Source organism: Bifidobacterium thermophilum (genome assembly GCF_037482445.1).
Lineage (GTDB): Bacteria > Actinomycetota > Actinomycetes > Actinomycetales > Bifidobacteriaceae > Bifidobacterium > Bifidobacterium thermophilum_B.
On sequence record NZ_JBBHLY010000003.1, the window covers coordinates 426588 to 449226 of the forward strand.

At 63.8% G+C, this 22639-nt stretch carries 20 protein-coding genes; 6 read left to right on the plus strand and 14 right to left on the minus strand.

Features of this window, described 5'->3' with window-relative positions; all coding sequences use genetic code 11:
* Nucleotides 1-5: 5 nt before the first annotated feature.
* The gene (locus WD012_RS04415) at nt 6-1064 is read right to left on the minus strand and encodes a PfkB family carbohydrate kinase (protein ID WP_339562552.1); all 1059 of its coding nucleotides are present in this window, start codon (nt 1062-1064) and stop codon (nt 6-8) included.
* Nucleotides 1065-1374: 310 nt separating this feature from the next.
* Here WD012_RS04415 and rpmB point away from each other — a divergent pair, with 310 nt between their 5' ends.
* Both rpmB and WD012_RS04425 read left to right on the plus strand, forming a co-directional pair.
* Nucleotides 1375-1569, plus strand: coding sequence for a 50S ribosomal protein L28 (gene rpmB, locus WD012_RS04420; RefSeq protein WP_026503384.1), 195 nt, complete (start codon nt 1375-1377; stop codon nt 1567-1569).
* Between the two features lie 520 nt (nt 1570-2089).
* Entirely contained in the window at nt 2090-4504 is a 2415-nt protein-coding gene (locus tag WD012_RS04425) for an ATP-dependent DNA helicase RecG (protein ID WP_339562553.1), read from the plus strand.
* Nucleotides 4505-4584: 80 nt separating this feature from the next.
* Here the strand turns inward: WD012_RS04425 and rsmD are convergent, their stop codons facing one another.
* Complete coding sequence (gene rsmD / locus WD012_RS04430) at nt 4585-5229, minus strand: 16S rRNA (guanine(966)-N(2))-methyltransferase RsmD (protein WP_339562554.1); 645 nt, start codon at nt 5227-5229, stop codon at nt 4585-4587.
* Nucleotides 5230-5458: 229 nt separating this feature from the next.
* Here rsmD and WD012_RS04435 point away from each other — a divergent pair, with 229 nt between their 5' ends.
* The gene (locus tag WD012_RS04435) at nt 5459-6061 is read left to right on the plus strand and encodes a nitroreductase family protein (RefSeq protein ID WP_339562555.1); all 603 of its coding nucleotides are present in this window, start codon (nt 5459-5461) and stop codon (nt 6059-6061) included.
* Between the two features lie 560 nt (nt 6062-6621).
* On the opposite strand, the gene trmD is transcribed toward WD012_RS04435, so the two are convergent.
* On the minus strand, nt 6622-7572 hold the full coding sequence (gene trmD / locus WD012_RS04440) for a tRNA (guanosine(37)-N1)-methyltransferase TrmD (RefSeq protein WP_339562556.1): 951 nt from the start codon (nt 7570-7572) through the stop codon (nt 6622-6624).
* Nucleotides 7573-7829: 257 nt separating this feature from the next.
* On the opposite strand from trmD, the gene WD012_RS04445 reads away from it, so the two are divergent.
* Nucleotides 7830-8429: a DUF4190 domain-containing protein gene (locus tag WD012_RS04445; protein WP_339562557.1), complete on the plus strand. Its 600-nt coding sequence runs from the start codon at nt 7830-7832 to the stop codon at nt 8427-8429.
* A 101-nt stretch (nt 8430-8530) separates the two neighbouring features.
* On the opposite strand, the gene rimM is transcribed toward WD012_RS04445, so the two are convergent.
* The 6 genes from rimM to cysS all read right to left on the minus strand — a co-directional run bounded on the left by rimM (nt 8531) and on the right by cysS (nt 14588).
* Nucleotides 8531-9112 (minus strand): ribosome maturation factor RimM, encoded by a 582-nt coding sequence (gene rimM, locus WD012_RS04450; protein ID WP_339562622.1) that lies wholly within the window; start codon nt 9110-9112, stop codon nt 8531-8533.
* Nucleotides 9113-9120: 8 nt separating this feature from the next.
* Nucleotides 9121-9354, minus strand: coding sequence for an RNA-binding protein (locus tag WD012_RS04455; RefSeq protein WP_015449829.1), 234 nt, complete (start codon nt 9352-9354; stop codon nt 9121-9123).
* Nucleotide 9355: 1 nt separating this feature from the next.
* The gene (gene rpsP / locus WD012_RS04460; protein WP_033493826.1) at nt 9356-9817 is read right to left on the minus strand and encodes a 30S ribosomal protein S16; all 462 of its coding nucleotides are present in this window, start codon (nt 9815-9817) and stop codon (nt 9356-9358) included.
* Between the two features lie 181 nt (nt 9818-9998).
* Nucleotides 9999-11030, minus strand: coding sequence for an endonuclease/exonuclease/phosphatase family protein (locus WD012_RS04465; RefSeq protein ID WP_339562558.1), 1032 nt, complete (start codon nt 11028-11030; stop codon nt 9999-10001).
* A gap of 186 nt (nt 11031-11216) precedes the next feature.
* Nucleotides 11217-12860 carry a signal recognition particle protein gene (gene ffh / locus WD012_RS04470; RefSeq protein WP_339562559.1) on the minus strand — a complete coding sequence of 548 codons (1644 nt, stop codon included), beginning with the start codon at nt 12858-12860 and terminating at the stop codon, nt 11217-11219.
* Nucleotides 12861-12977: 117 nt separating this feature from the next.
* Nucleotides 12978-14588 carry a cysteine--tRNA ligase gene (gene cysS / locus WD012_RS04475; RefSeq protein WP_339562623.1) on the minus strand — a complete coding sequence of 537 codons (1611 nt, stop codon included), beginning with the start codon at nt 14586-14588 and terminating at the stop codon, nt 12978-12980.
* Between the two features lie 80 nt (nt 14589-14668).
* On the opposite strand from cysS, the gene WD012_RS04480 reads away from it, so the two are divergent.
* Both WD012_RS04480 and WD012_RS04485 read left to right on the plus strand, forming a co-directional pair.
* Nucleotides 14669-15394 (plus strand): type 1 glutamine amidotransferase, encoded by a 726-nt coding sequence (locus tag WD012_RS04480; protein ID WP_339562560.1) that lies wholly within the window; start codon nt 14669-14671, stop codon nt 15392-15394.
* Nucleotides 15395-15492: 98 nt separating this feature from the next.
* The gene (locus WD012_RS04485; RefSeq protein WP_339562561.1) at nt 15493-17598 is read left to right on the plus strand and encodes an ABC-F family ATP-binding cassette domain-containing protein; all 2106 of its coding nucleotides are present in this window, start codon (nt 15493-15495) and stop codon (nt 17596-17598) included.
* A gap of 87 nt (nt 17599-17685) precedes the next feature.
* Here the strand turns inward: WD012_RS04485 and ilvN are convergent, their stop codons facing one another.
* From ilvN to WD012_RS04510, 5 genes are all read right to left on the minus strand, one after another.
* Nucleotides 17686-18240, minus strand: coding sequence for an acetolactate synthase small subunit (gene ilvN / locus WD012_RS04490; protein ID WP_015449836.1), 555 nt, complete (start codon nt 18238-18240; stop codon nt 17686-17688).
* A gap of 39 nt (nt 18241-18279) precedes the next feature.
* Nucleotides 18280-20202, minus strand: a complete 1923-nt coding sequence (locus WD012_RS04495; protein ID WP_339562562.1) for an acetolactate synthase large subunit — start codon at nt 20200-20202, stop codon at nt 18280-18282.
* 213 nt (nt 20203-20415) lie between these two features.
* Nucleotides 20416-21447, minus strand: a complete 1032-nt coding sequence (gene rnc / locus WD012_RS04500; protein WP_339562563.1) for a ribonuclease III — start codon at nt 21445-21447, stop codon at nt 20416-20418.
* A gap of 305 nt (nt 21448-21752) precedes the next feature.
* Complete coding sequence (rpmF, locus tag WD012_RS04505; protein ID WP_339562564.1) at nt 21753-21947, minus strand: 50S ribosomal protein L32; 195 nt, start codon at nt 21945-21947, stop codon at nt 21753-21755.
* Between the two features lie 97 nt (nt 21948-22044).
* Nucleotides 22045-22638: a YceD family protein gene (locus WD012_RS04510; protein WP_339562565.1), complete on the minus strand. Its 594-nt coding sequence runs from the start codon at nt 22636-22638 to the stop codon at nt 22045-22047.
* Between the last annotated feature and the right edge of the window lies 1 nt (nt 22639).

The window sequence follows — 22639 nt, forward strand, 5'->3', positions numbered from 1 at the left end:
CCGGGTTACACCTCGGCGGCCTCGCCGTCACCCTCCTCATGCCGTTTGATGAGCGCGAACGCGTCCTCGATCGGCGGACAGTCGGGCACCCCGGCCTGGTTGTTGCTGATGGCAATCGAGGCGGCCGCGTTGGCGATCCGCACCGCATCGAACAAGGACCAGCCCTGGGCGAGCATCGCGCACATCACGCCCGTATGGCATGAGCCGGCGGAACGCGTGTGCGTCGACTTGACCGGGAAACCCTCCACATGGACCACATCGCTGCCTGGCATGCGGACCCACGCTCCCCGTGCGCCGGCACGCAACACCAGCGGGGCGCGCAGTGTGGCGCCGAGCGCGTTGCACAGTTCAGTCATGGCATCATCGAAACCGCCGCCGATGGTCAGCTTGGAATCGTCGGTGGGCGGGATGCCGAGCCGTTCGGCGAGCGTGTTGGCTTCCTGTCGATTGCATGACCATGTCGGCCGGCACAGTACCGTGTCTTCGATGAGGTGGTCGCTGACCAGATGCAGGGAATTCGTGGGGTTCAGCACAATCGTATACGGGCGTTGCTTCGGGTCGCCGCCGGCACGGTGCAGGAATCCCTCGATCCCGGCGGCCGAATGGTCCATCAGCGTGTTGCCGCTGATATGGACGATGTCGCCCGGTTCGGGATCGATCGCCTCGAAGGTGTGCTCGTCGCCCTGTGCCTCGGCCCCGTATGTCGCGATGAAGGTCTTGTGTGATCCGTCGTTGAGGACCAGCCGGAACCCGGAATCCGCGTCAAGCCGGTCTCCGCCGATATGCTGGATGCCGTTCGCATCGAATTCATCACGGATGACCGAGGACCATAGGCCGGTACCGACGATGCCTGCATGTTTTGCCGGCGATCCCGAACGCGCGGCTGCCTGCAGCACGCGGAAGCTTCCCCCGACCGACGGATGCACCGTATCGGCGACGGCGAATCCGCCCGGTTCCGGCAGCTCGCCCATCCCCATCATGATGTCGACCCAGACCTGGCCGAGCGAAATCACCGATTTCGTGCCGTGCTCGGGCTCGTGCGCATTGAGGATATCGTGAAGCATACAACCTCCTGACCTATCCGTATGTGGTCCGTGTGCGAGACAACGTCGTCGTCGCAGACGTTGTCTCGGCTGTACACACACAGACTGTGTGTACACATTGTATCGGGATTCCCGTGGATTTTGCGGAGGCTGAAGTTAGACATGTTGCCTGAAAATGCCGGGATATCGCCGTTATCGGCGATTGCGGCACGCAGGTTTGCGCTCGGCTGGATTTGGTTGTATTCTAGTGTAGTTGTGTGTTCGGCGGACGCATATGCGGAGGTCGGGCAGACACGACTTGCAAGTCAAAGAAATGTATAGGGAGTCCATCATGGCAGCTCGTTGCGCAGTGTGCGGCAAGGGACCGCAAACCGGTTTCACCGTGTCGCATTCGCATATCCGCAATAAGCGCACCTTCCGCCCGAACCTGCAGCCGGTCCGCACTACGATTGACGGTCAGAATGTCCGTCTGCGCGTGTGCGTGAAATGCCTCAAGGCTGGCAAGGTTCAGCGTGTGGCCGCGTGAATCGCGAATGAAGAACCAAGACCCCGGAGCTTACGTCTCCGGGGTCTTTGCTTTTCCGGCGGCGTTGGGGTATCCGCCCGTGGTGTGACTGGTGCGTGCCATGGTGGTGAGTTATCGCCGGTTTTGACCGGCGGCATGACGGTATCCGCCTGCGGTGTGACTGTGCTGTCGCACGGCGGTGTGGTTCTGGCGGTTTCTGGCGAGCGGCGGGAGATATCTGGCCGTCGTGTGACTACGTTGTCTCACGGCGGAGAGGTTTGGATGATTTCGTCTGGCAACGTGAAGATATTTGATTGCGGTGCGACCGAGGAGTGACACGGCGGTGAGGTTCCGCCGGTTTCCGGTCGGTCGCCGGCGGTATCTCGGCGTCGTGAGACTGGACAGTCGCACAACGCCGGGATTGTCGCGGGATTGCCCGGAGAAGTCGGCGGTATCCGCCCGTGGTGCGACCGCAGCGTGACACGACTGGTGGTTTCACTGCACCATCCACCGCTGAACCGGATGTGGGACAATAAGAGGTATGACAGTTTCACTGACCACCCCGCTCGCCACGCTGCTGACCAACCGCCGTCGGGTCAGTGCGCTGAAAGGCCTCGGCATGGTCACGTGCGCAGACGCCCTCACGTATTACCCCTTCCGTGTCACCGATCCGGTGCCGCTGCGTGCGGTACGCGAGGGGCGACTCGGCGAGCCGATGGCCTTCGCCGGTGTCGTACGCGATGTGCGTGTGATGCCGATGAACGCCCGCCGCGGCTACAGGGTCCAGGCCATGGTCGATGATTCCGCGTTCGCCGCCGAACGCCGTGTTGCCGGTTCCGTCACCGCGCTCGTGTTTTTCTCCTACAAGCAGCAGTACGTCAACTGGCTGAGCGCCCGTCTGCACGCCGGCGTCACGCTTGTGGTGTGCGGAACCCCCAGTGAATACGATGGCATGCCGCAATTCACCCACCCCGAAGTGCTTACTGTCCCGCCATCCCCGGCCGCCGCGCAGGAATCCGGCCATGGCCTGCGGTTCGATGCCGACAGTCTTGATGACGCATTGCGGCGCGTCTGCCGCCCGCGTCCGGTCTACCACGCCAATTCCCGCATCTCCAGCGAGCATATCCATGATTCGATTGTGACCGTACTCCACGCGCTCGCCGCCGGAGCCAGCGAGAACGATGCCGAACCGCCGGTCTCACAGTCTGCGGTATCCACGTCCACTGCCGCAATCCCAACGACCTCCGAAGGCATTATGCCATCCCCGCAAACCCTTACTCCCGCTTTACGTCGTGCCATCCCCGACATCCTGCCTGAACACGTGCGCGAGTCATGCGGCCTGATGCATCGCGCCGAAGCCTTCCTCGCCATCCACGAGCCTGATTCGGTGGACGGGTTCCGAAAAGCCCTGCACACCTTGCGCTACGAGGAGGCGTTCGTCTCGCAGACCGCCGTATTGCAGGAACGAGAGCAGGCGCGCAAGGCCGAGACTTTCCCCTGCCCGGACGGCGGCATGCGCGAGACCTTCATCGATTCGCTCCCGTTCACCCTGACCGATGGGCAGGCCAGCGTCATCGGCGATATTGTCAAAGATATGGGCCGCGACTACCCGATGCAGCGCCTGTTGCAAGGCGAAGTCGGCTCCGGCAAGACCGTGGTCGCGCTCGCCGCGATGTTGCAGGCCGTCGGGTCGGGCTATCAGGCGGTGCTTGTCGCCCCCACGCAGGTGCTCGCCGAGCAGCACGCCGAAACCGTCGGCGGCATGGTATCCAAAGCCGGACTTGACATTCCGGTCACATTGGTCACCGGCGGCATGAAGCTCGCGGCCCGTCGCAAGGCGCTCGCTGCGGCGGCGAGCGGCGAGCCCGGCATCATCATCGCCACGCATGCGGCGTTTTCGCGGACCTTCCAGGCGCCGAACCTGGCGCTCGCGGTCATCGACGAGCAGCACCGGTTCGGTGTCGAGCAGCGCGAGACCTTGCTCCAGCGCGGTGAGAGAATCCCTCATCTGCTGGTCATGACGGCCACGCCGATTCCCCGCACGGCCGCGATGACATGGTTCGGCAGCCTCGACATGTCATGGCTGACGGAGCTGCCGGGCGGCCGCAAGCCGATCCGCACTTTTGTGATTCCCGAGGCCGATGGCCCGACGATGGCGAATATGTTCCGGCATATCCGCCACAGGATTGACGCGGGGGAGCGCGCGTACATCGTCTGCGCGCGCATCGACGAGGACGAAAGCGCCGAGCAGGCCGGTCAGGATGTCGAACTGTTTGATGAGCCAGACGATGGCTCCGGCTCGGGGGAAGGCTCCGGCGGGTCGTCATCCGCCCAGCCCAAGCCCCCGCTGCATGCGGTCAGCGAGATCGCCGCGCGGCTTGAAGCGCTTCCGCAGTTCCAGGGCGTACGGTTCGCGACATTGACCGGGCGTGACGATGATGCGACCAAGCAGCAGGTGATGGCTGATTTCGCGGCCGGCGTTACGCCGGTCCTCGTGGCGACCACGGTGATCGAAGTGGGCGTGGACGTTCCGCAGGCCAGTTGCATTGTGATTTTTGATGCGGACCGGTTCGGTTTGTCGCAGCTGCATCAGCTGCGCGGGCGTGTCGGGCGCGGTGGCACGGATTCGTGGGCCTTCCTTGTGTCCCGGGCCGAACCGGGCAGTATCGCCGAACAGCGGCTGGCTGTGATTCAGGGATCGCTTGACGGCGCCGAAATCGCGCAGGCGGATCTCGAGCTGCGCGGTGCCGGTGATGTGCTGGGTGACGCACAATCCGGCGGAAAATCAGGCCTCAGGTTGTTGCGTGTGGTCAAGGATGCGAAGATGATCGCGGATGCCCGCTCCCGCGCCGAACAGGTGCTTGCAGGCGATCCGGGCTTGGAACATGAGGTTCAGCTTGCCGGCGCGGTGCTTGATTTCACCCGAGGCAACGAATCCCACCTCATCAGCAGCTGAGGCATCCCTCTGCTTCTGCCGACGCTGTGCGGGCAGTGAGCGTCGGCAGAAGCAGAAGACCGGCTCGGTGATGCGACGCACTAGGCGTCGGCGTGCGTGGCGTCAGGGTTCTGTGCGCCGAGATTCTGCGTGTCGGAATCCTGCGTTTCGGGTCCAAGAGGCTCAAGATAGACGACCGCGGTTTCGCCGTACGTACGCGCGTCAGCCTCATGCCATCCCGCCGGGGGAGTGAGCGCATCAGACCGCACAGACCGCTCGACCACGATCATGGTGTCCGACCCGGTCGCCGCACCCCGCGCGAGCGCATCCAACAGCGCGTTGCATTCCTCGGTCGCATACGCGTACGGCGGGTCGATGAACACCAAATCAAACGGTGCGCCATGATACGTATCGACGAACGCCTCGGCACGCCGTCGCATCACCCGCGCAGACAATTCCGGCCGCCACGCCTTGGAACGCTTGAGCCGGGCGAGCGTACCGTTGATCAGCGCTGCGGCGGGTCCGGCGGACTCCACAGCCACCAGCGATTGCGCCCCGCGCGACAGCGCTTCAATGCCGAGCGCTCCCGTACCGGCGAACAAGTCCAGCACATTGGCTCCATGCACCAAATCCCACGAGTCAAGATGGGAGAACACCGCCTCTTTGGTACGGTCGGTGGTCGGCCGGGTCCCCGGCTTCGGCGTGGCCAAGGCCATGCCTTTGAATCGTCCTGCAATCACGCGCATACCGACCACTCTACCCGCGCCCCGGCCGCTGGCACACATGTGACTTCGCCCACAGTATTCCGTCAGAGAAAACACGGGTGTCGAACCGTTCCTGCCTGTAGCGTGAAATCAGCAGGACAGATGGAAGCTTCCGTCACAACCGGGCACGCCATCCATCCTCGACAGCAGACCCACTGAACCGAATAATCGGAACATCCGTAAAGTAATTATCCAGCATTTGGGAGGCACCATGTCCGCACTTGTTTCCGCGATTTCCGCCCGCCGCTCGCAGTACGCGCTGTCTGACACGGCCGCGCTGCCCGATTCCGAGATCGTCGATCTCATCCGCTCGGTCGCCGGCGAAGTCCCCAGCGCTTTCAACTCCCAGCCGCAGCGCGCTGTCGTGCTGTTCGGCGCGGAGCACCACCGTCTGTGGGCGATCGTGCACGACGCTCTGCGCGCCGTGGTCAAGGACGATGCCGCGTTCGCCGCCACCGAGCAGAAGATCGCCGGTTTCGACGCCGCGCACGGTACCGTGCTGTATTTCGATGAGACGACCGTCACCACGGGCCTGCAGGAACAGTTCCCCTCGTATACGGCGAACTTCCCGGTGTGGGCGCAGCAGGCGAACGGCATGCTCCAGTTCGCCGTCTGGTCGGCGCTCGCCGAGGCGGGCATTGGCGCGAACCTGCAGCATTACAACCCACTGATCGATGACGCGGTCCGTGAAGCCTTCGGTATTCCCGAGAGCTGGAAGCTGGTCGCGCAGATGCCGTTCGGCGAGGTCACCGCGCCTGCCGGCCCGCGCGAGCACATGCCGTTGGATGAGCAGGTCCAGGTGCGCGGCCTGTGACGTGCGTGCATGACTGACCCCTGTAGTCTGGAGCCTGTCGGGAGCGATTCCGGCAGGCTCTTGTTGTTGCGGTGATAATTTTGGGTTCCTGTGATAGCGCGTCAGCAGGAAGCGTGGATTGTAGCGGTATTTTGCGGCGGTTGTGCGGTTGGGTGGGGGGGTGCAGGTTTGTTGTTGGTTTGGTGTTCTGGGTACCCGCCGATGAACGTCTATCTCGCGGTTGCTGTTGGGTGGTGTTCGCAGGATGGCTGGTACGCCTTGATATCTGCGCAATGTTGTGCAAGAAGGCCGTGTATCTCGCGGTGATTGTACGGTGGGCGGCTCGGTATGTCGTAGATGTCGGACTATCCGCCGGTACCTGTGCGAGGGGTGTGAGGGGCGCACACAACAAATCCCCTATCCGGGTACACGAGTGCGCGGGGAATATGCAGAACTCCCGGACCTCAGCATGCGGGGGACGATGCAGCCGCCGCCCCGTCGTCCGGCAGCCCCGCCGTCCTGTCGCCCATCCGTCGCAGTCCAGTTGCCCGACCGTCCAGCCGCGCCTGCCGCCAGGCCGCCTACTCCCGCTTCAACCGCCGCGGATGCTCGGCCGAAACCTCCCAGCCGAGCGCCATCAGCGTCTTGCGGTCGGCCTTGCTCAGCTGCGCGCAATCCAGCTGTTCGATGAGATCAGGCCGAATCGCGTCGGTCCGGGCGAGCGCCTCGTCGCGGCGGAAGCGGTCGACCTTCCCGTGATCGCCCGAAAGCAGCACATCCGGCACACCCATGCCGCGCCACACCGCTGGCCGCGTGTACTGCCGATGCTCGAGCAGCGCCTCGGAGCCCGTATATGATTCTTCCACGATGGACTCCGGATTGCCCATGAATCCGGGCAGCAGGCGCGTAATCGCCTCCAACATCACCGATACCGCGACTTCGCCGCCGTTGAGCACATAGTCGCCGATCGAATACTCGCGCACATCCACGCCTTGCGCCCGGTAGTACGCGGGGATACGCGCGTCATAGCCCTCATAGCGCCCGCATCCGAACACCAGTCGCTTGGCATGGCTCAATTCGGTCGCATCACGTTGGGTGAACAGGGGAGCGGAGGGATTGGGGAAGATGAGCACGGTATCGGGGTCCGGGACAGGAACCTGCGGATTGCTTTCGGGCTGTGCATTCATTACCGTATCGTCGGGATCGTTGCCGTCGAGTTTGTTCTCCGGTGCCACCTCATCGGCTTCGGACGGGGCTGCCGCTTCGAGGCTGGAATCCGTGCCGGAACCCATCTCGTGCGGTTCGAGCCCGAGCAGATCGTCAAGGCATTCCGCCCAGACCTCCGGTTTCATGACCATGCCGGCGCCGCCGCCGACCGGGGTATCGTCCACGGAATGATGCACGTCATGCGTCCAGTCGCGCAGATTATGGGCGTGGACACTGACGAGCCCCTTGCTTTGCGCTTTGCCGAACAGGCTCAGGTTCAGCACGTCGAAGTATTCGGGGAACACGGAAACGATATCGATCTGCATGCCCACCACTGTACCGGCCCGCCGTCCCAAGGAACGAAAAGGCAAACGTTCTACCCGCCCAGAGCACGGCGACACCCGGCGATACCACGCCGACCGCTGGTACAGTGAGAAATATGGCAATAGCCCGCATGATGTTCATATCGTGCATGATGTTCATGTCGCGCATGGTGCCGTCGGCGCCTGCGCCTTGTGGCCATGCATCGATGCCGTGACGGCGATGCCGGAAAATCCCCAGTCCGCAAAGGAGCCCAATTACGATGACCAACGGCCAGATCCCATGGGATGCATCAGGTGAAGGACAGCCCACTGCGAACCAGCCTCAGCCGGCCCAGTCCCAGCCCCAGTCTGCGACAGTCCAGCCGGTGCCGCCGCTGCCTACCCAGGCGGCACCGCAGCCGCAAGGGTATGCGCAGCCGCAGCCCCAGCAGTCTTACCCCGCACAGCCGGTTCAGCAGCCGGCCGCACAGCCGGCCTATCAGCCCGGCGCCGAATACAATCAGCAGCCGTACTACGCCCAGCCCGGCCCCGCTGCCGCGACACCGAACTACGGTGCGCCGTACAACGCGGCTCCCACCAATTATGCGCCGTACCCGGTCAAACCGAAGATGAACACGATGGCTGTCGTCGGCTTCATCTTGTCGTTCCTGATCTCGATTGTCGGCCTGATCCTGTGCATTATCGCGAAGAACCAGATCAAGACCAGTGGAGAGCGCGGCGACGGTCTGGCGACCGCCGGCATCATCATCAGTATTGCCAGCATGGTGCTTGCGGTGATTATCCGCATGTCCATGGGCTCATCGTCCGACACCTACAGTTCGACGGTGCTGTTGCCGATGCTGTTCGGCTTCCTCGGCTGACATCCGGTCGCCATACGCGCGGCAATACAGCGTGAGGGGTGTGCGTTCCGTAACAGAACGCACACCCCTCACGTGTTTTCGCGCGGCAGATGCCGGGCGTGTCACCAGCCGGGAATCAATCCTCCAGGCGGGTCGAGCGTCAAATACCCGTCCTCAAGGTCGATATCCGGTACCAGCTGGTCGATGAACGGCACCAGCGTGCTGGTTTCGCCGTCCACCGGCTTGGCGAGGCGGATCTTGAGCAGGTATTGGGCGCCTTCGATGACATCCACGACCTTGCCGACCGTCTGTCCGGCGGGCGCGCCGAGCGCGTTACCGTCGGCGAACCGGGCTTCGAGCCCCAAGAGGTCTTTCGGATACCATGCGTCCTCTTCGAGCATGTCCTCCGGATCGTCGGCCTCTCCGTACAGGACGGTGCCGTTCAGCGCTTCGGCGTCGTCACGGTTGTCGACACCTTCGAAATGGATAATCCAACGGTTCTTGAAGGTCCGCGAGTGCGCGACCTCGAACTCCTGCTCACCGTCGCGCGTGTACAGTACGGAACCCGGTTCGAACCGGTAGTCAGGCTCGTCGGTGAACACCTGCACGGTGACTTCGCCTTTGAGCCCTTGGGCGCGGCCGATACGACAGACCCTCAGCAGTTCGAGCTGCTGAGGGTCGTCGGAGTGTTGTTGATGCACCACGCTCTCGCTCACCTGCGCACATCCATGATGTCGACACGCACCTTGTGGTCGGCGATGGCCTGCACGACCGTGCGGATCGCATTGGCCGTACGGCCCTTGCGACCGATGACACGGCCGATGTCCTCAGGATTCACGCGCACGCGCAGCAGTTCGCCCCGCGCGTTCTCGTGCGATTTGACCGAAACGTCGTCCGGGAAATCCACGATGTTCTTGATGAGGTGTTCAACAGCTTGGGCGAGCATGTCACTCAGCCTTTTCCTCAGCCGGAGCTTCAGCGGTCTCCTCGGCCTTCTCGGCTTCGGCGGCGGCCTCGGCCTCAGCCTTGGCCTTGGCTTCAGCTTCAGACTTGGCGGCCTTCAGCTTCTGTGCCTGGGCTTCAGCGGCCTCGACACGAGCGGCGGCGTCCGGACCGGCTTCCGGGGTCTTCAGGGTGCCTTCGGCGCCCTCAATGCCCTTGAACTTCTGCCAGTCACCGGTGATCTTCAGCAGCTTGAGCACAGGCTCGGACGGCTGTGCGCCGACACCCAGCCAGTACTGAGCGCGCTCGGAGTCAATCTGGATGAGCGAAGGCTGCTTGTTCGGATCATAGATGCCGATCTCCTCGATGGAGCGGCCGTCGCGCTTGTTGCGCGAATCCATGATCACTACGCGGTAGAACGCGTAGAACTTCTTGCCCATGCGCTTCAGACGAATCTTGGTTGCCAAAATGGCTCTCCTTGTATTGATAATGCGGGTTGCAGCTTCTGTGTGGGGCACGGAAACCGAACCCACGTGTTCCTCACGACCGCGGAAAGAGAGGGCTCCGCGCCCATGAATAACTGAACAAGTATAGCGCAAACCCCACGATGTTCCGGCGTGTCGCCGGCGGTTTGTGCAAGGCTGGCGATTACCGCACGCTGAGCGTGACGAGCAGCGCCCGATGATCGGTGTCGCGCACGGTGACGGCTTGCGCCGAATGGAAGACCACGCCGCTGTTCGCCAACGCGTGGTCGAGCTCGATACGCGGCCACGGCGTCCAGGAGGGGAACGTCAGGGTCGGGCCATGTGCGACGTCGAGGCTTGCGTCATGCACGCCGGCGGCCAGCACATCACGCAGGCACCGGTGGTCGAGGCAGGCGTTCAGGTCCCCGAGCACGACCACAGGCTCCGGACTGGTCGCGATGGCATTCAGCGTGCGCACGCCGTACGACCATTCCCGGCATCCGCGCATCGGTGATTTCGTGTGCGCGGCGGCGAAGGTGATACGATGCGCTGTCCGTCCCGCGCGTCCCTTGGCGTTGCGCCCGTCTACATCGATGGTGATGGCGGGAACATCCGCCGCATGGATATCCAGGAACGTGGTGATACGCCCGACAGGCTCGGTGCGCGACCAGATCGCGTTGAATCCGCCGTTGTCGTCGGCATGCTGCGCGCCCTGCTGGCAGTAGGGCAGCAGCGTGTCCAGGCCTTCACCGGCGAGACGCTCGACAAGCGTGTCCGTAAGCTCCTCAAGCGCGAGCACGTCAATATGCCGTTCCCGGACCAGCCGCACGATGTCCTCGGCATCGGCACGCCCATAGCGGCAGTTGAGCGTCATCGCACGGATGGCACCGTCGGCAGAGGTTCCCGGACGGCCGGTTCCACCGGTCGTGGTGTTCGCCGTGGCCTGCGGGGTTTCGGCAGTCCTGTCGAACAGATGCCGATAATACGGGGATTCGCCCGCAATCACCAGAACAAGCAGCACCGCATACAGCGCCGCACCCCACCAACAGCCGAGCGCCGCCGACCAGCCCGCGCCAATCACCGCCGGCACCCACAGATGCCGGTCAAGCGCGGTGCTGTACGGCATCGGCATATGCGCCTCCGCATCCGCCGGCAGGAAACGAAGCAGCCACCACACCAGCAGCAGTATGGCGATGATGGTCAAGGCAACGGTCATTCGCGTTCGCTCCATTCTGTGCAATCCACTGATATCCACCGGTATCCGTGAAGGGCATTATAGGGGAGCGGACATGATAAGGCCCGCAAGCATTCGCGATGCTTGCGGGCCTCACACGATTACCGGTCGCAAGGTTGCATGCCGCAAGGCTGCCGGCCGGGCCGATGCCGGTGCGCCGGCAGGGGCTCAGCCGAGCAGGTCGCCCAATCCCTTGCCGAGATTCGGCGGCAGGTCGGGCATGCCGTTCTCACCCATCATCTCCTGTAATCCGGCCGGAAGCGCGGGATTCTGCGGTTTCTTCGCGAATGCGGAACCGCCGGAGCTCTTGCCGCCGCCGGCGAGCCGCTGCCGCAATGCCTTCTCCTCGGCCTCGCGCTTCATCGGGTTGCCGGACTTCGAACCTTTCTTCTTCTTGCCGTTGCCCTTCTTGTTCTTCTTGCCGCCGCCGGGGCCGCCGAATCCGGGGATGCCGCCCATGCCGGCACGGTTGGTCATGCGGCGCATCATCTTGGACGCCTGTTCAAAGCGTTCTAGCAAGCCGTTGACGGCGGACACGGTGTTGCCCGAACCGTAGGCAATGCGGGCGCGGCGGGAGCCGTCGATGATCTTCGGATTGCGACGCTCCTCGGGGGTCATCGAGCGGATGATCGCCTCGGTACGGTCGATCTCATGCTCGTCAAGCTGCTCCAACGCCTGACGGTGGGCCGCCATGCCCGGGATCATGCCCAGCAGGTTCTTCATCGGGCCGAGCTTGCGCACCTGCTGCAACTGCTCCAAGAAGTCGTCAAGCCCGAAGGTGCCTTCGGACATCTTGGCGGTCGCCTCGCGCGCCTGCTGCTCGTCGAACTGCTTCTGCGCCTGTTCGATAAGCGTGAGGATATCGCCCATGTCGAGGATGCGGGACGCCATGCGATCGGGGTGGAAGACCTCGAAATCCTTGAGCCCCTCGCCGGTGGAGGCGAACAGGATCGGCTTGCCGGTCACGCTGGCGACCGACAGGGCGGCACCGCCGCGGGCATCGCCATCGAGCTTGGACAGGACCACGCCGGTGAAGTCCACGCCCTCGTCGAATGCCTTTGCGGTCTTGACCGCGTCCTGGCCGATCATCGCGTCGATGACGAACAGGATCTCGTCGGGATGCACGGCGTCGCGGATATCGCGCGCCTGCTTCATGAGCTCCTCGTCGACGCCCAGACGGCCGGCGGTATCGATGATGACGACGTCGTACAGCTTGCGCTTGGCGAATTCGATGGAATCTCGCGCAACCTTCACCGGGTCGCCGGTGGTCTGCCCGGGGGCCGCGACCGCTTCGCCGCCGTCCGACTGCACACCCTTCTCGGGGGCGTATACCGGCACACCGGCGCGTTCGCCGACCACCTGCAACTGGGTGACCGCGTTCGGGCGCTGCAAATCGGCGGCGACCAGCAGCGGGGTGTGGCCCGCGTCCTTGAGCCAGTAGCCGAGCTTGCCGGCGAGTGTGGTCTTACCGGCACCCTGGAGGCCGGCGAGCATGATGATCGTCGGCGGGTTTTTCGCGAAATTCAGCGGACGGTCGACACCCTGGCCGAGGATCGCCGTCAATTCGTCGTTGACGATCCTCACGACCTGCTGGGCCGGGTTCAGCGCCTGCGAGACTTCCTCGCTCAGCGCGCGTTCGCGCACATGCGCGGTGAAGGAGCGGACGACTTCCAGCGACACGTCGGCGTCGAGGAGCGCACGGCGGATTTCGCGGATGGTGCCGTCGATATCCGCCTCGGAAAGCTTGCCTTTGCTTCTCAAATGCTTGAAGGCATTCGAGAGCCGGTCTGTCAAAGAACTAAATGCTGCCATAATGCGTACCAGTCTAGCCGTGATGCGGGAAAAACCGCCACCCGCGCCCACCCGCTTCTACCGACGGTGAGTGGGTCACCGTCGGCAAAAATGGGCGAGCTCAGAGCGCTATTTGCGTTACTTGAGCGACCAGGTCGAGCCGGAAGGCGTGTCCTCGATGGCGATGCCGACCGCCGCGAGTCCGTCGCGAATCGCGTCGGCCTTCGCGAAATCCTTCGCGGCGCGGGCGGCCTGACGGGCCTGAAGCTGCTCGGAAACCAGAGCGTCGAGCGCGTCAGAGGCCTTGGAATCCCCGCCGTCGCCGGCACCGGCCCATGGTTCGGCCAGCGGGTCGAGCCCGAGCGTGTCGAGCATCGCGCGCACCGACACCAAGGCCTCGCGCACACGCGCCTGTACCGTAGCGTCGGCATGATCCTCGACCTGCGACAGCAGCGTATTGCCGGAACGAATCATGCTGAACACCGCTGCGATGGCGCCGGATACGTTGATGTCGTCGTTCATTGCGCTGACGAAATCGGCAGGCAGCTGATCGGCGCCCACCGCGGTGATCTCCTCACGGGACGGCTGACCGCCGATGGCGGCGCCGGCGCGTTCGATGAAGTTGCTCACGCGCTCAAATGCGGCCTGCGCCTCGGTGAGTGTCTGGTCGGACCATTCGAGCATCGACCGGTATTGCACGGATCCGAGCGCGTAGCGCACCACCCACGCGCTGTGCTCGGCGAGCACCGCCGGCACAGACAGCCCGTTGCCCAAGGATTTGGACATTTTCTCGCCCTTGGCGGTCACCCACGCCGAATGCATCCAGCGTGCGGCGGAATTCCAGCCGGCCGCCCGGGTCTGCGCCATCTCGTTCTCATGGTGCGGGAAGCGCAGATCAAGCCCGCCGCCATGGATGTCAAACGCTTCGCCCAGATACCGGTGGCTCATCGCGGAGCACTCGATATGCCAACCGGGACGCCCCACACCGAACGGGGTCGCCCAGCGCGCATCCTGCGGATCGGTGGCTTTCGGCGCCTTCCACAGCGCGAAATCACGGGGATCGTGCTTGTCAGGGGAGGCGTCGGCCGGGTCAACGGGATTGTATTTGTCGTTGCCCGCCGCATCCACGCTCGGCCCCATGCGATCGGCGACCGCCGCGGCCTCATCGGCCTCGACGGCACCCTGTTTCTGGTGCGTCAGTTCGCCGTAATACGGCCAGCTCGCCACGTCGAAATACACGTTGCCGGTCGGGTTGCCGTCGGCATCCCTCACCATGTAGGCGTGCCCGTTGCGGATGATCCGCTCGATGAGCTCGACCATGTCGGGGATATGCCCGGTCGCACGCGGCTCGACCGTAGGCGGCAGCACGCCGAGCGTATCGTAGGCGCGGGTGAACTCGCGCTCATAGTAGTACGCGCGTGCCCACCACTGCTGGCCTGCGGCGGCGGCCTTGTCAAGGATCTTGTCGTCAATGTCGGTCACGTTGCGCACGAAGGTCACGTCATAGCCCAGACGCAGCATCCAACGGCGGACGATGTCGAAGGCGACGGCCGCGCGGATATGCCCGATATGCGGGGAGCTTTGCACCGTGGCGCCACACACGTAGATCCCCACATGTCCCGGACGGATCGGCCTGAACGGTGACACGGCATGCGAGGCGGTGTCATACAGATTCAGCCCGGCGGCGGCTTCAGCGAGTTGCGGCACGCTGGAAATGTTGGAATTCTGCGGTTCTTCGACGTTTCCCATACCCATGAGCGTATTCGATTTGCCAGACAAAACCGGTCGCATGTCCACATGTTTACATAGGCAATGCCACAATGGTGTGTATGACGCAACCAGAAGTGCTTATCGTGCAGCACGTCCCGTGGGAAAAGCCGGGACGCATTTTGGATAGCCTTGAGGACTTGCTGATCCCCACGCAGACCGTCAACATCGTCAAGGAAAAGAAGCCCGACCTGCCGGATTTCAAGGAGCTTGCGGGTGTGGTGATCATGGGCGGGCCCATGGGCGCTCAGGACTACGACAAATACCCGGGGCTCAAGGCGGAGGAGAAGCTCGCGCGAGCCGCGATCAGCGTCGGCAAGCCGGTGCTGGGCATCTGCCTGGGCCATCAGATCATCGCCGGGGCGCTGGGCGCGAAACTCTGCCACGGCAAGGAACCGGAAATCGGCTTCGCGCCGATCAAGCGCGTTGACAAGCATGATTACTTCTCCATGTGGGGCAAGGAACTCAACGTGTTGCACTGGCATAACGACGTGGTTGGCCTGCCGGAAGGCGCCCAACTGCTCGCACGGTCGGCGATGACGAAGAACCAGGCTTTCCGGGCCGGCTCGGCCTTGGGATTGCAGTTCCATCTGGAGGTCACGGCCACGCTGCTCGATGAATGGCTGTCCGAGCCGACCATGACCGAGGGGATGAAGAAGTCGCAGATCGCCAAGATTCGCGACGATTTCGCCGAATACGACCCGCAGCTGCAGCCCTTGGCCGACCAGGTGTTCTCCGGCTTCGCGGCACGGTGCAACACGTATATCCAGTCTCTGCGCGGGCGGTGAGTGCAGGGACCTTGCGGCACGTTGCCGCGGTCCAGGCTTGAACCGGCCGTTTATGCGCCGTCTGCGCTGCCTATGCCGGGCGATACGATGGTGGCATTATGCCGACTTATGATCTTGGACTGGAACACGTTTCGCTCTCGTTCGCTACGAAAACCATCTTCACCGATGTGACGCAAGGGGTATTCGAAGGCGATCGCATCGGTATCGTCGGGCGCAACGGCGACGGCAAATCTACGCTGCTGCGTCTGTTTTCCGGGGAACAGCAGCCTGATTCCGGGCGTGTAATCACCCGCAACGGGCTCACGTTCGGCATGCTCAGGCAGCGCGATCCGCTTGACGACAACGCGACGCTGCGCGAGGCGGCTCTCGAGGGGCGCGAGGATTACGAATGGGCGTCAGACACGTCATCGCGCGAAATCGTCGAGGCGTTGCTCGGGGGGATGAGCCTTGACGCGAAAGTCGGTTCGTTGTCCGGCGGTCAGCGCCGTCGCGCCGATCTTGCCCGTCTGCTGCTCAAGGACTGGGATATCCTCGCGCTGGACGAGCCGACCAATCATCTTGACGTCGTGACGATTCACTGGCTGGCGGAACATCTGAAGAACCGCTGGGCTTCCGGGCAGGGCGCGCTGCTGCTGGTCACCCACGACCGGTGGTTCCTCGACGAGGTATGCGAATCGATGTGGGAAGTGCATGACGGGCTGATCGACCCCTTCGAAGGCGGGTACAGCGCGTACATGCTGCAGCGCGTGGAACGCGACCGCCAGGCCGATGTGCGCGAGGAACGTCGTCGCAACCTCGCACGCAAGGAGCTCGCATGGTTGTCCCGCGGCGCGAGGGCGCGTTCGACCAAACAGAAGTTCCACGTGAAACAGGCACGTGAGCTCATCGCCGATGTGCCGCCGATGCGCAACACGCTGGAATTGAAGCAGATGGCGACATCCCGGCTGGGCAAGCAGGTCGTCGATCTGATCGACGTGACGCAGATCTACTCGCAGGATGACGAGCGGCGGCTCGATGCCGATGCAGCGGCGGTCACCGCGGCCTCCGGGCGTGTGGATGTGGTCCCGCCGCTGTACGCCGAGCCGGTCATCACCGGTTCGGTCCAGCTGTCCGTCGACCCGGACGCGCCGATTCCCGGCACCGGGGCGCGCGAAGCGTCCACGCAGGTGTCCGATATGCGAGACGAGGACCAGACGCCGGCGATTGATACCGCAGCCGCACGTACCGTGACCGTATCCGGGCGCAAGATCCTTGACGACGTGACCTGGCTGATCGGCCCGGGCGACCGCTTCGGCATCGTCGGCGCGAACGGCGCCGGCAAATCCACGCTGCTGAAGATCATCGACGGCACCCTCACCCCGACATGCGGGCGGGTCAACATCGGCAAAACCGTAAAATTCGCAGTGCTTTCGCAACGGCTCGACGAACTCGAGAAGCTCGGCAAGTACAAGATCAAGGAAGTGCTCAGCCGGTACAAGCCCAGCTACATCGTCGACGGCAAGGAAGTCACCCCGGGCCAGCTCATGGAACGGCTCGGCTTCTCCTCCGCACAGCTCATGACCCCGATCAGGGACCTGTCCGGCGGCCAGAAGCGCCGCATGCAGCTGCTGCTGATCCTGCTCGACGAGCCCAACGTGCTCATCCTCGACGAGCCGGGCAACGACCTGGACACCGATATGCTCGCGGTCATGGAGGATCTGCTCGATACCTGGCCCGGCACGCTGATCGTCGTCTCGCACGACCGGTACTTGCTGGAACGCGTCACCGACGAACAGTTCGCGTTGATCGGCGGCAAAGTCAGGCATCTGCCCGGCGGCGTCGGCGACTACCTCGAGATGGTCGAGCAGGCCCGCAAGGACGGCGATTGGTCGGCTATTGTCGGAACCGAGAACAACGGGCGCAACGGCAAGACCGACGCTGAGCGGCCCGACGCACAAGCCGCAGACGACGGCCAGACGAAACCGCAAGCGCATAAACTGGGCGGCAAGGAATTCCACCAGGTGTCCAAGCGCGTCTCCGCCATCGAGCGCAAACTCGCGAAACTCGAGGAACAACGCGCCGACATCGAGGCGAAGATGGTCGCGCACGACCCCAGTGATTTCGCCGGACTCAACGAGCTCAACACGCAGCTCAACGCAGTGACGGACGAGAAGGACGGGCTCGAGGCCGAATGGCTGGAACTGTCTGAAGAGCTCGAAGGCTGACCGACCCCAAACGGCCACCTTTACGGCCGTCTTTCTTACGATACTGCCCCGTGATTTCACGGGGCAGTATCGTAAACGCGCGGACTGTCAGCGGCCGGTGATCTCCGAACCGATGACCTTCTCGCTCAGCGCCTTCGGACCGCGGGTCACCGCGACCGCGCCGGAACGGACCAGCTCGATCACACCGTAATGCTCGAGCAGGCCGAGCAGCGCGTCGATCTTGCCTTCCGCGCCGGTCGCCTCGATGGTCAGCGACTCCGGGTTCACGTCGACCACGCGCACGCGGAACAGGCGCACGATCTCGAGCACGTCGGAACGGTTGGATTCGTCGGCGCTGACCTTGATGAGCACAAGTTCGCGCTCGACCGTGTTGTTCGGATCCAGCTCGACGATCTTCAACACATGCAGCAGCTTATTGAGCTGCTTGATGATCTGCTCCAGCGGTACCGCCTCGACATCGGCGGTCACGGTGATACGGGAGATGTCCGGCCGTTCCGTAGGCGAAACGGACAGCGAGTTGATGTTGAACGCGCGACGGGCGAACAGACCGGCCACGCGCGCGAGCACGCCAGGACGGTTTTCGACCAGCACGGACAGGGTATGACGCTCGGAACCGGGCTGTGATGCGGGATAGTTTGCCATGATGACTCCTCTAAACCTCGATGCCTTCCTTGCCGTGCCTCACGCTGCATCCGCTGCGGCGACCGACTTGCCGGTGTTGCCGGCCGCGGCCTTCGCCTGGGCTGCCGGGCTGAGCAGCGGGCGGACGCCGGGACGGTACGCGACCTCGTCGTTCGAGGCGCCGGCCGGGACCATCGGCCACACCATCGCGTCCTTCCAGACACGGAAGTCGATCAGGACCGGACGGTCGTTGATCTCGTTGGCCTTCTTGATCGCCTCAAGGGCCTCGTCCTTGGTAAACGCGCGCATGCCGACGCAATCGTAGGCTTCGGCGAGCTTCACGAAATCAGGCACATCCACGATATCGTCGCGGTTCTCGCCATCGTTCAGGCTCGTCGCCGAATAATGATGGTCGAAGAACAGCGTCTGCCACTGGCGGACCATGCCGTACACGGAATTGTTGATGATCGCGATCTTGATCGGCGTATGGTCGAGCAGCGCGGTCGCCAATTCCTCGGATGTCATCTGGAAACTGCCGTCGCCGTCAATGAGCCACACCGGTTTACGGCCGTTGAATTCGCGCTGTGAGCCGACCTTCGCGCCAATCGCGGCGGGCAGACCGAAGCCCATCGTGCCCAGACCACCGGAGGAAATCCACGAATGCGGATGCTCGAAGTCGATAAGCTGCGACGCCCACATCTGGTGCTGGCCGACACCGGCGACCCAAATGGTCTCGGGATCGGCGTTCTTGGACAGCTGCTCGACAACCCACTGCGGGGAGAGCGACCCGTCCACCGGCGCGTCCTGCGGCTCGTCATACGTGGTCGGGTATTTCTCCCGCCACTCGTTGATCTGCGCCCACCACGGCTTGAGGTTCGGCTTGCTGTGGATGGCTTGCTGACGCTTGATCTCGGGGATCAGGTCGTTGAGCACTTCGGCCACGTCGCCGACGATCGGCACGTCAGGCTGACGGTTCTTGCCGATTTCCGCCGGGTCGATATCGATATGGATGACGCGGGCGGCAGGAGCGAAGGAATCAAGCCGACCGGTCACACGGTCGGAGAAACGCGACCCGATGGCAACCAGCAGGTCGCAACGCTGTACCGCGCCGGTGGCGGCGATGGTGCCGTGCATGCCGAGCATGCCCAGCACCTTCGGATCAGAATCCGGCACGATGCCGCGAGCGGGCAGGGTGGTGACAATCGGCGCGCCCGTCAGATCGGCAAGCTCCTTGATCTGCTTGCCCGCATTGGAGCGGACCGCGCCGCCGCCCACATACAGCACCGGACGGTAGGACTGCGAGAACAGTTTTGCCGCATCCGACAGCACGTGGCCATGCGCCTTGGTGGTGGGGCTATAGCCCGGCAAAATCAGCCGCTGCGGCCACGAGTAGTACATCTCGTGCGTCTGCGCGGTCTTCGTCAGATCGACGACCACCGGGCCGGGGCGACCGGAACTGGCGATATAGTACGCTTCTGCGAGCACGCGGGGGACATCCTGCGCGTTCGTCACCAGGTAGGAGTGCTTGGCGACCGGATAGGTGATGCCGACGATATCGGCCTCCTGGAACGCATCGGTGCCGATGGCGCCCACACCCACCTGACCGGTGATGACGACCATGGGGATGGAATCCATGTTCGCGTCCGCGATGGCGGTGACCACGTTCGTCGCGCCCGGGCCGGAAGTGACGATGCACACGCCGACCTTGCCGGTCGCCACGGCGTAGCCTTCGGCCGCGTGTCCCGCGGCCTGCTCGTGGCGGGTGAGCACGAAACGGAACTTGGTGTGCTCGTTGATGGCGTTGTAGACAGGCAGGATGGCTCCGCCGGGGATGCCGAACACGTCCTTGACACCCAGATCCTCCAGCGAACGGACCAGCGCCTGTGCGCCGGTCATCTTCTCACCGTCGACGATGGACTGTTTCTCCGTTGCGGGTGCCTTAGGCACGCCGCTGAATGCCTGAAGTGGCGTTGGTGTAGCCATGATCCCTCTCATGTGTGCGTATGTGTGTTGGTGCTCCGCTATGGCGGCGCTCCTGGTGGGGCGCAGCCGGGTGAGGCTCCTGTGCCGCCTGTCCCGCTTGTGACGGTTCGGCAGGCCGATAGCTCGTATTGGTCTTATCGTAATCGCCTGTGGCGAGATAATCGCCGAGCAGACCACATGATGGTTGTGGTGCCGCGACGATTCCGTCCAAGGCTAGGCTTGCGCGTCGCTGGTTGTGTCTTCGCTGTCGGTTGTGTCTTCGCTGCCGGAGGAGCCGGCGGTACCGACACTGTTGGTGCTGTCGGCGTGGGCCCGCATGCGCCCGTAGTCACGCTCGCGCTGCTTGAGCGTATGCCACGCCTGCTTGGCTGCGGCGAGCTGGGCCTTGCGTTTGCTGGAGCCGCTCCCGACGCCCAGCAGCGGGTCCTCGCCTTCCTGGGCGATGGCGCCGGTCTCATCGTGTAACGGCAGCGTCCAGCGCTTGCCATACCCACCGGGCAGGATCGCTCGCGCGGTGAACTGTTGCGCGTATTCCGGGCCGCTGACCGACATGCGGTATTCCGGGTCGGCCAGCCCCATCTGGTGGGCGAGCACGGTCAGCGAGGTCTTCCAGTCGAGGGCCGGGCCTTCGGTCGCGACCTCCTTGAGTGTGTCGTCTACCAGACGGTGCACGACTTGGCGCGCGCCCTCGATGCCGTGCTCGACGAAGGTCGCACCGATCAGCGATTCGACGATATCGCACAGAATCGAGCTCTTGTCCGCCCCGCCGGATTCCGCCTCGCCATGGCCCAGGAGGATGAACGGGCCTACGTGGAGCTTCTCGCGTGCAACGGCTGACAGGGACTCCTCGGAAACCGCTTTCGCGCGCATCTTCGCAAGCTGCCCTTCGGTCATATCCGGGTGCGCCTGGAACAGGGTCTCTGTGGAGACGAGTTCCAGTACGGCGTCGCCGAGGAATTCGAGCCGTTCATAATTGGGGGCGCCCGGGTGCTCGTGGGAGAACGAACGGTGTGTCAGCGCCTGGACCAGCAGCTCGGGGCTGATGGTCGTGCCGAGCGCGTCGAGCAGTTTCTGCGTGGGCAGCTGGTCGGGTTGTTCCTGCCGCACCACGCCGATGCGATGCCGTTGCCCGCCGGCGGCCTGGATTGCGCCGGTGCGGGTCTCGTCGGCGTGCGCCGGCGCGGAATGGTGGCGTTTGCCGTGATGATGGTGCTGTGATGTCGTGCCGTCAGCGTTGGAAGTCATGTATGCCTCGCGATTGTGGTTGTTGTCCTGGCGCTACGCCGGGGGCGTAACGCCTGTGAGCGGCTTCCGGTGTTCTGCTGACGGCCGCTGACAGGCGGTAGTCGGCAGGATGCCTGAAGTCCGCGATCCGCACGGTTCGGGTATGGTGTGTATCCCCCCGTGACGAAACCGTATACCCATCATAGCGGCTGCTGCGATATCGCTGTGGGTTGCCGGGGCATGATGCACGGGCGCGGATATGACAGAACCCTGCCACCCGTCGATGGCAGGGTTCTGGATTACTGGGTAATCAGCTGTCCGACCGCTCAGTTGGTGTGAGCGGACTGGATGGCGTTGCGGTAGACGCGGCCGCGGAAGGAGCCGCAGTTCGGGCAAGCCACGTGCGGCAGCGTCGGGGCGCCGCAGTTCGGGCAGGTGACGGTCTGCGCGGCAGACGCTTTCCAGTTCGCGCGACGCGAATGCGTATTGGCGCGCGAGGTCTTGTACTTAGGCAGTGCCATGGTGTATTCCTCTATTTCGTTCGAACGATTGAGCTTAAGCGTTCAGAATTGTACCGCATAGCTCGTACAACGTCCATCGGAAGCGGCATGGCGCCCCTCACTTGGCCTTCGACTCGCGTTCCAGCTGCTCCTTGAGCCCGGCGAGGGAGGCGAATCGGATATCCGTGGTGTCGTGCCGGTGGTCGGGATGCTCGTTGAGATTGATGCCGCACTGCGGGCACAGGCCCTTGCAGTCGGGCTTGCACAGCGGCTGCATGGGCAGCGTCTCGGCGAAGGTGTCGCGCAGCAGGGCCTCCAGGTCGGCGAAACACCCGTCCGGGCTCAACGGGTAGGAATCCTCGGACTCCTCCTCGCCGGCGATGATGTCGGTGTCGTCGTCCTGGTCGTCCGCCGTGCCGTCATAGGGGAAGAACGCCGTGACGTCCGTACCCCAGTCGCGTTGCAACGGGGTGAGGCAGCGGGTGCATTCCGCGTGGACCGGGGCGGTGATATGCGCGTGGAACACCAGCCCGTCGACTATGGAATCGAAAGCGCCGTCGACATGGATGGGCTTACCCTGCGTGACGCCGACGATGCTGTCGCCGATCCCGCTCGGCGCGGGGAAGTCCGCGTTGACGTCGGTGCTCTGCCCCGGCCGTGAAGCGACTTGTGCCACGGGTACCGCCCATGGCGAATCTTCTGGACGTGTCATG

Coding starts and splice junctions, on each gene's coding strand:
- WD012_RS04415 (WP_339562552.1), bottom strand. CDS start 1,064: ATGCTTCACGATATCCTCAATGCGCACGAGCCCGAGCACGGCACGAAA.
- rpmB (WP_026503384.1), top strand. CDS start 1,375: ATGGCAGCTCGTTGCGCAGTGTGCGGCAAGGGACCGCAAACCGGTTTC.
- WD012_RS04425 (WP_339562553.1), top strand. CDS start 2,090: ATGACAGTTTCACTGACCACCCCGCTCGCCACGCTGCTGACCAACCGC.
- rsmD (WP_339562554.1), bottom strand. CDS start 5,229: ATGCGCGTGATTGCAGGACGATTCAAAGGCATGGCCTTGGCCACGCCG.
- WD012_RS04435 (WP_339562555.1), top strand. CDS start 5,459: ATGTCCGCACTTGTTTCCGCGATTTCCGCCCGCCGCTCGCAGTACGCG.
- trmD (WP_339562556.1), bottom strand. CDS start 7,572: ATGCAGATCGATATCGTTTCCGTGTTCCCCGAATACTTCGACGTGCTG.
- WD012_RS04445 (WP_339562557.1), top strand. CDS start 7,830: ATGACCAACGGCCAGATCCCATGGGATGCATCAGGTGAAGGACAGCCC.
- WD012_RS04455 (WP_015449829.1), bottom strand. CDS start 9,354: ATGCTCGCCCAAGCTGTTGAACACCTCATCAAGAACATCGTGGATTTC.
- WD012_RS04465 (WP_339562558.1), bottom strand. CDS start 11,030: ATGACCGTTGCCTTGACCATCATCGCCATACTGCTGCTGGTGTGGTGG.
- ffh (WP_339562559.1), bottom strand. CDS start 12,860: ATGGCAGCATTTAGTTCTTTGACAGACCGGCTCTCGAATGCCTTCAAG.
- cysS (WP_339562623.1), bottom strand. CDS start 14,588: ATGGGAAACGTCGAAGAACCGCAGAATTCCAACATTTCCAGCGTGCCG.
- WD012_RS04480 (WP_339562560.1), top strand. CDS start 14,669: ATGACGCAACCAGAAGTGCTTATCGTGCAGCACGTCCCGTGGGAAAAG.
- WD012_RS04485 (WP_339562561.1), top strand. CDS start 15,493: ATGCCGACTTATGATCTTGGACTGGAACACGTTTCGCTCTCGTTCGCT.
- ilvN (WP_015449836.1), bottom strand. CDS start 18,240: ATGGCAAACTATCCCGCATCACAGCCCGGTTCCGAGCGTCATACCCTG.
- WD012_RS04495 (WP_339562562.1), bottom strand. CDS start 20,202: ATGGCTACACCAACGCCACTTCAGGCATTCAGCGGCGTGCCTAAGGCA.
- rnc (WP_339562563.1), bottom strand. CDS start 21,447: ATGACTTCCAACGCTGACGGCACGACATCACAGCACCATCATCACGGC.
- rpmF (WP_339562564.1), bottom strand. CDS start 21,947: ATGGCACTGCCTAAGTACAAGACCTCGCGCGCCAATACGCATTCGCGT.
- WD012_RS04510 (WP_339562565.1), bottom strand. CDS start 22,638: ATGACACGTCCAGAAGATTCGCCATGGGCGGTACCCGTGGCACAAGTC.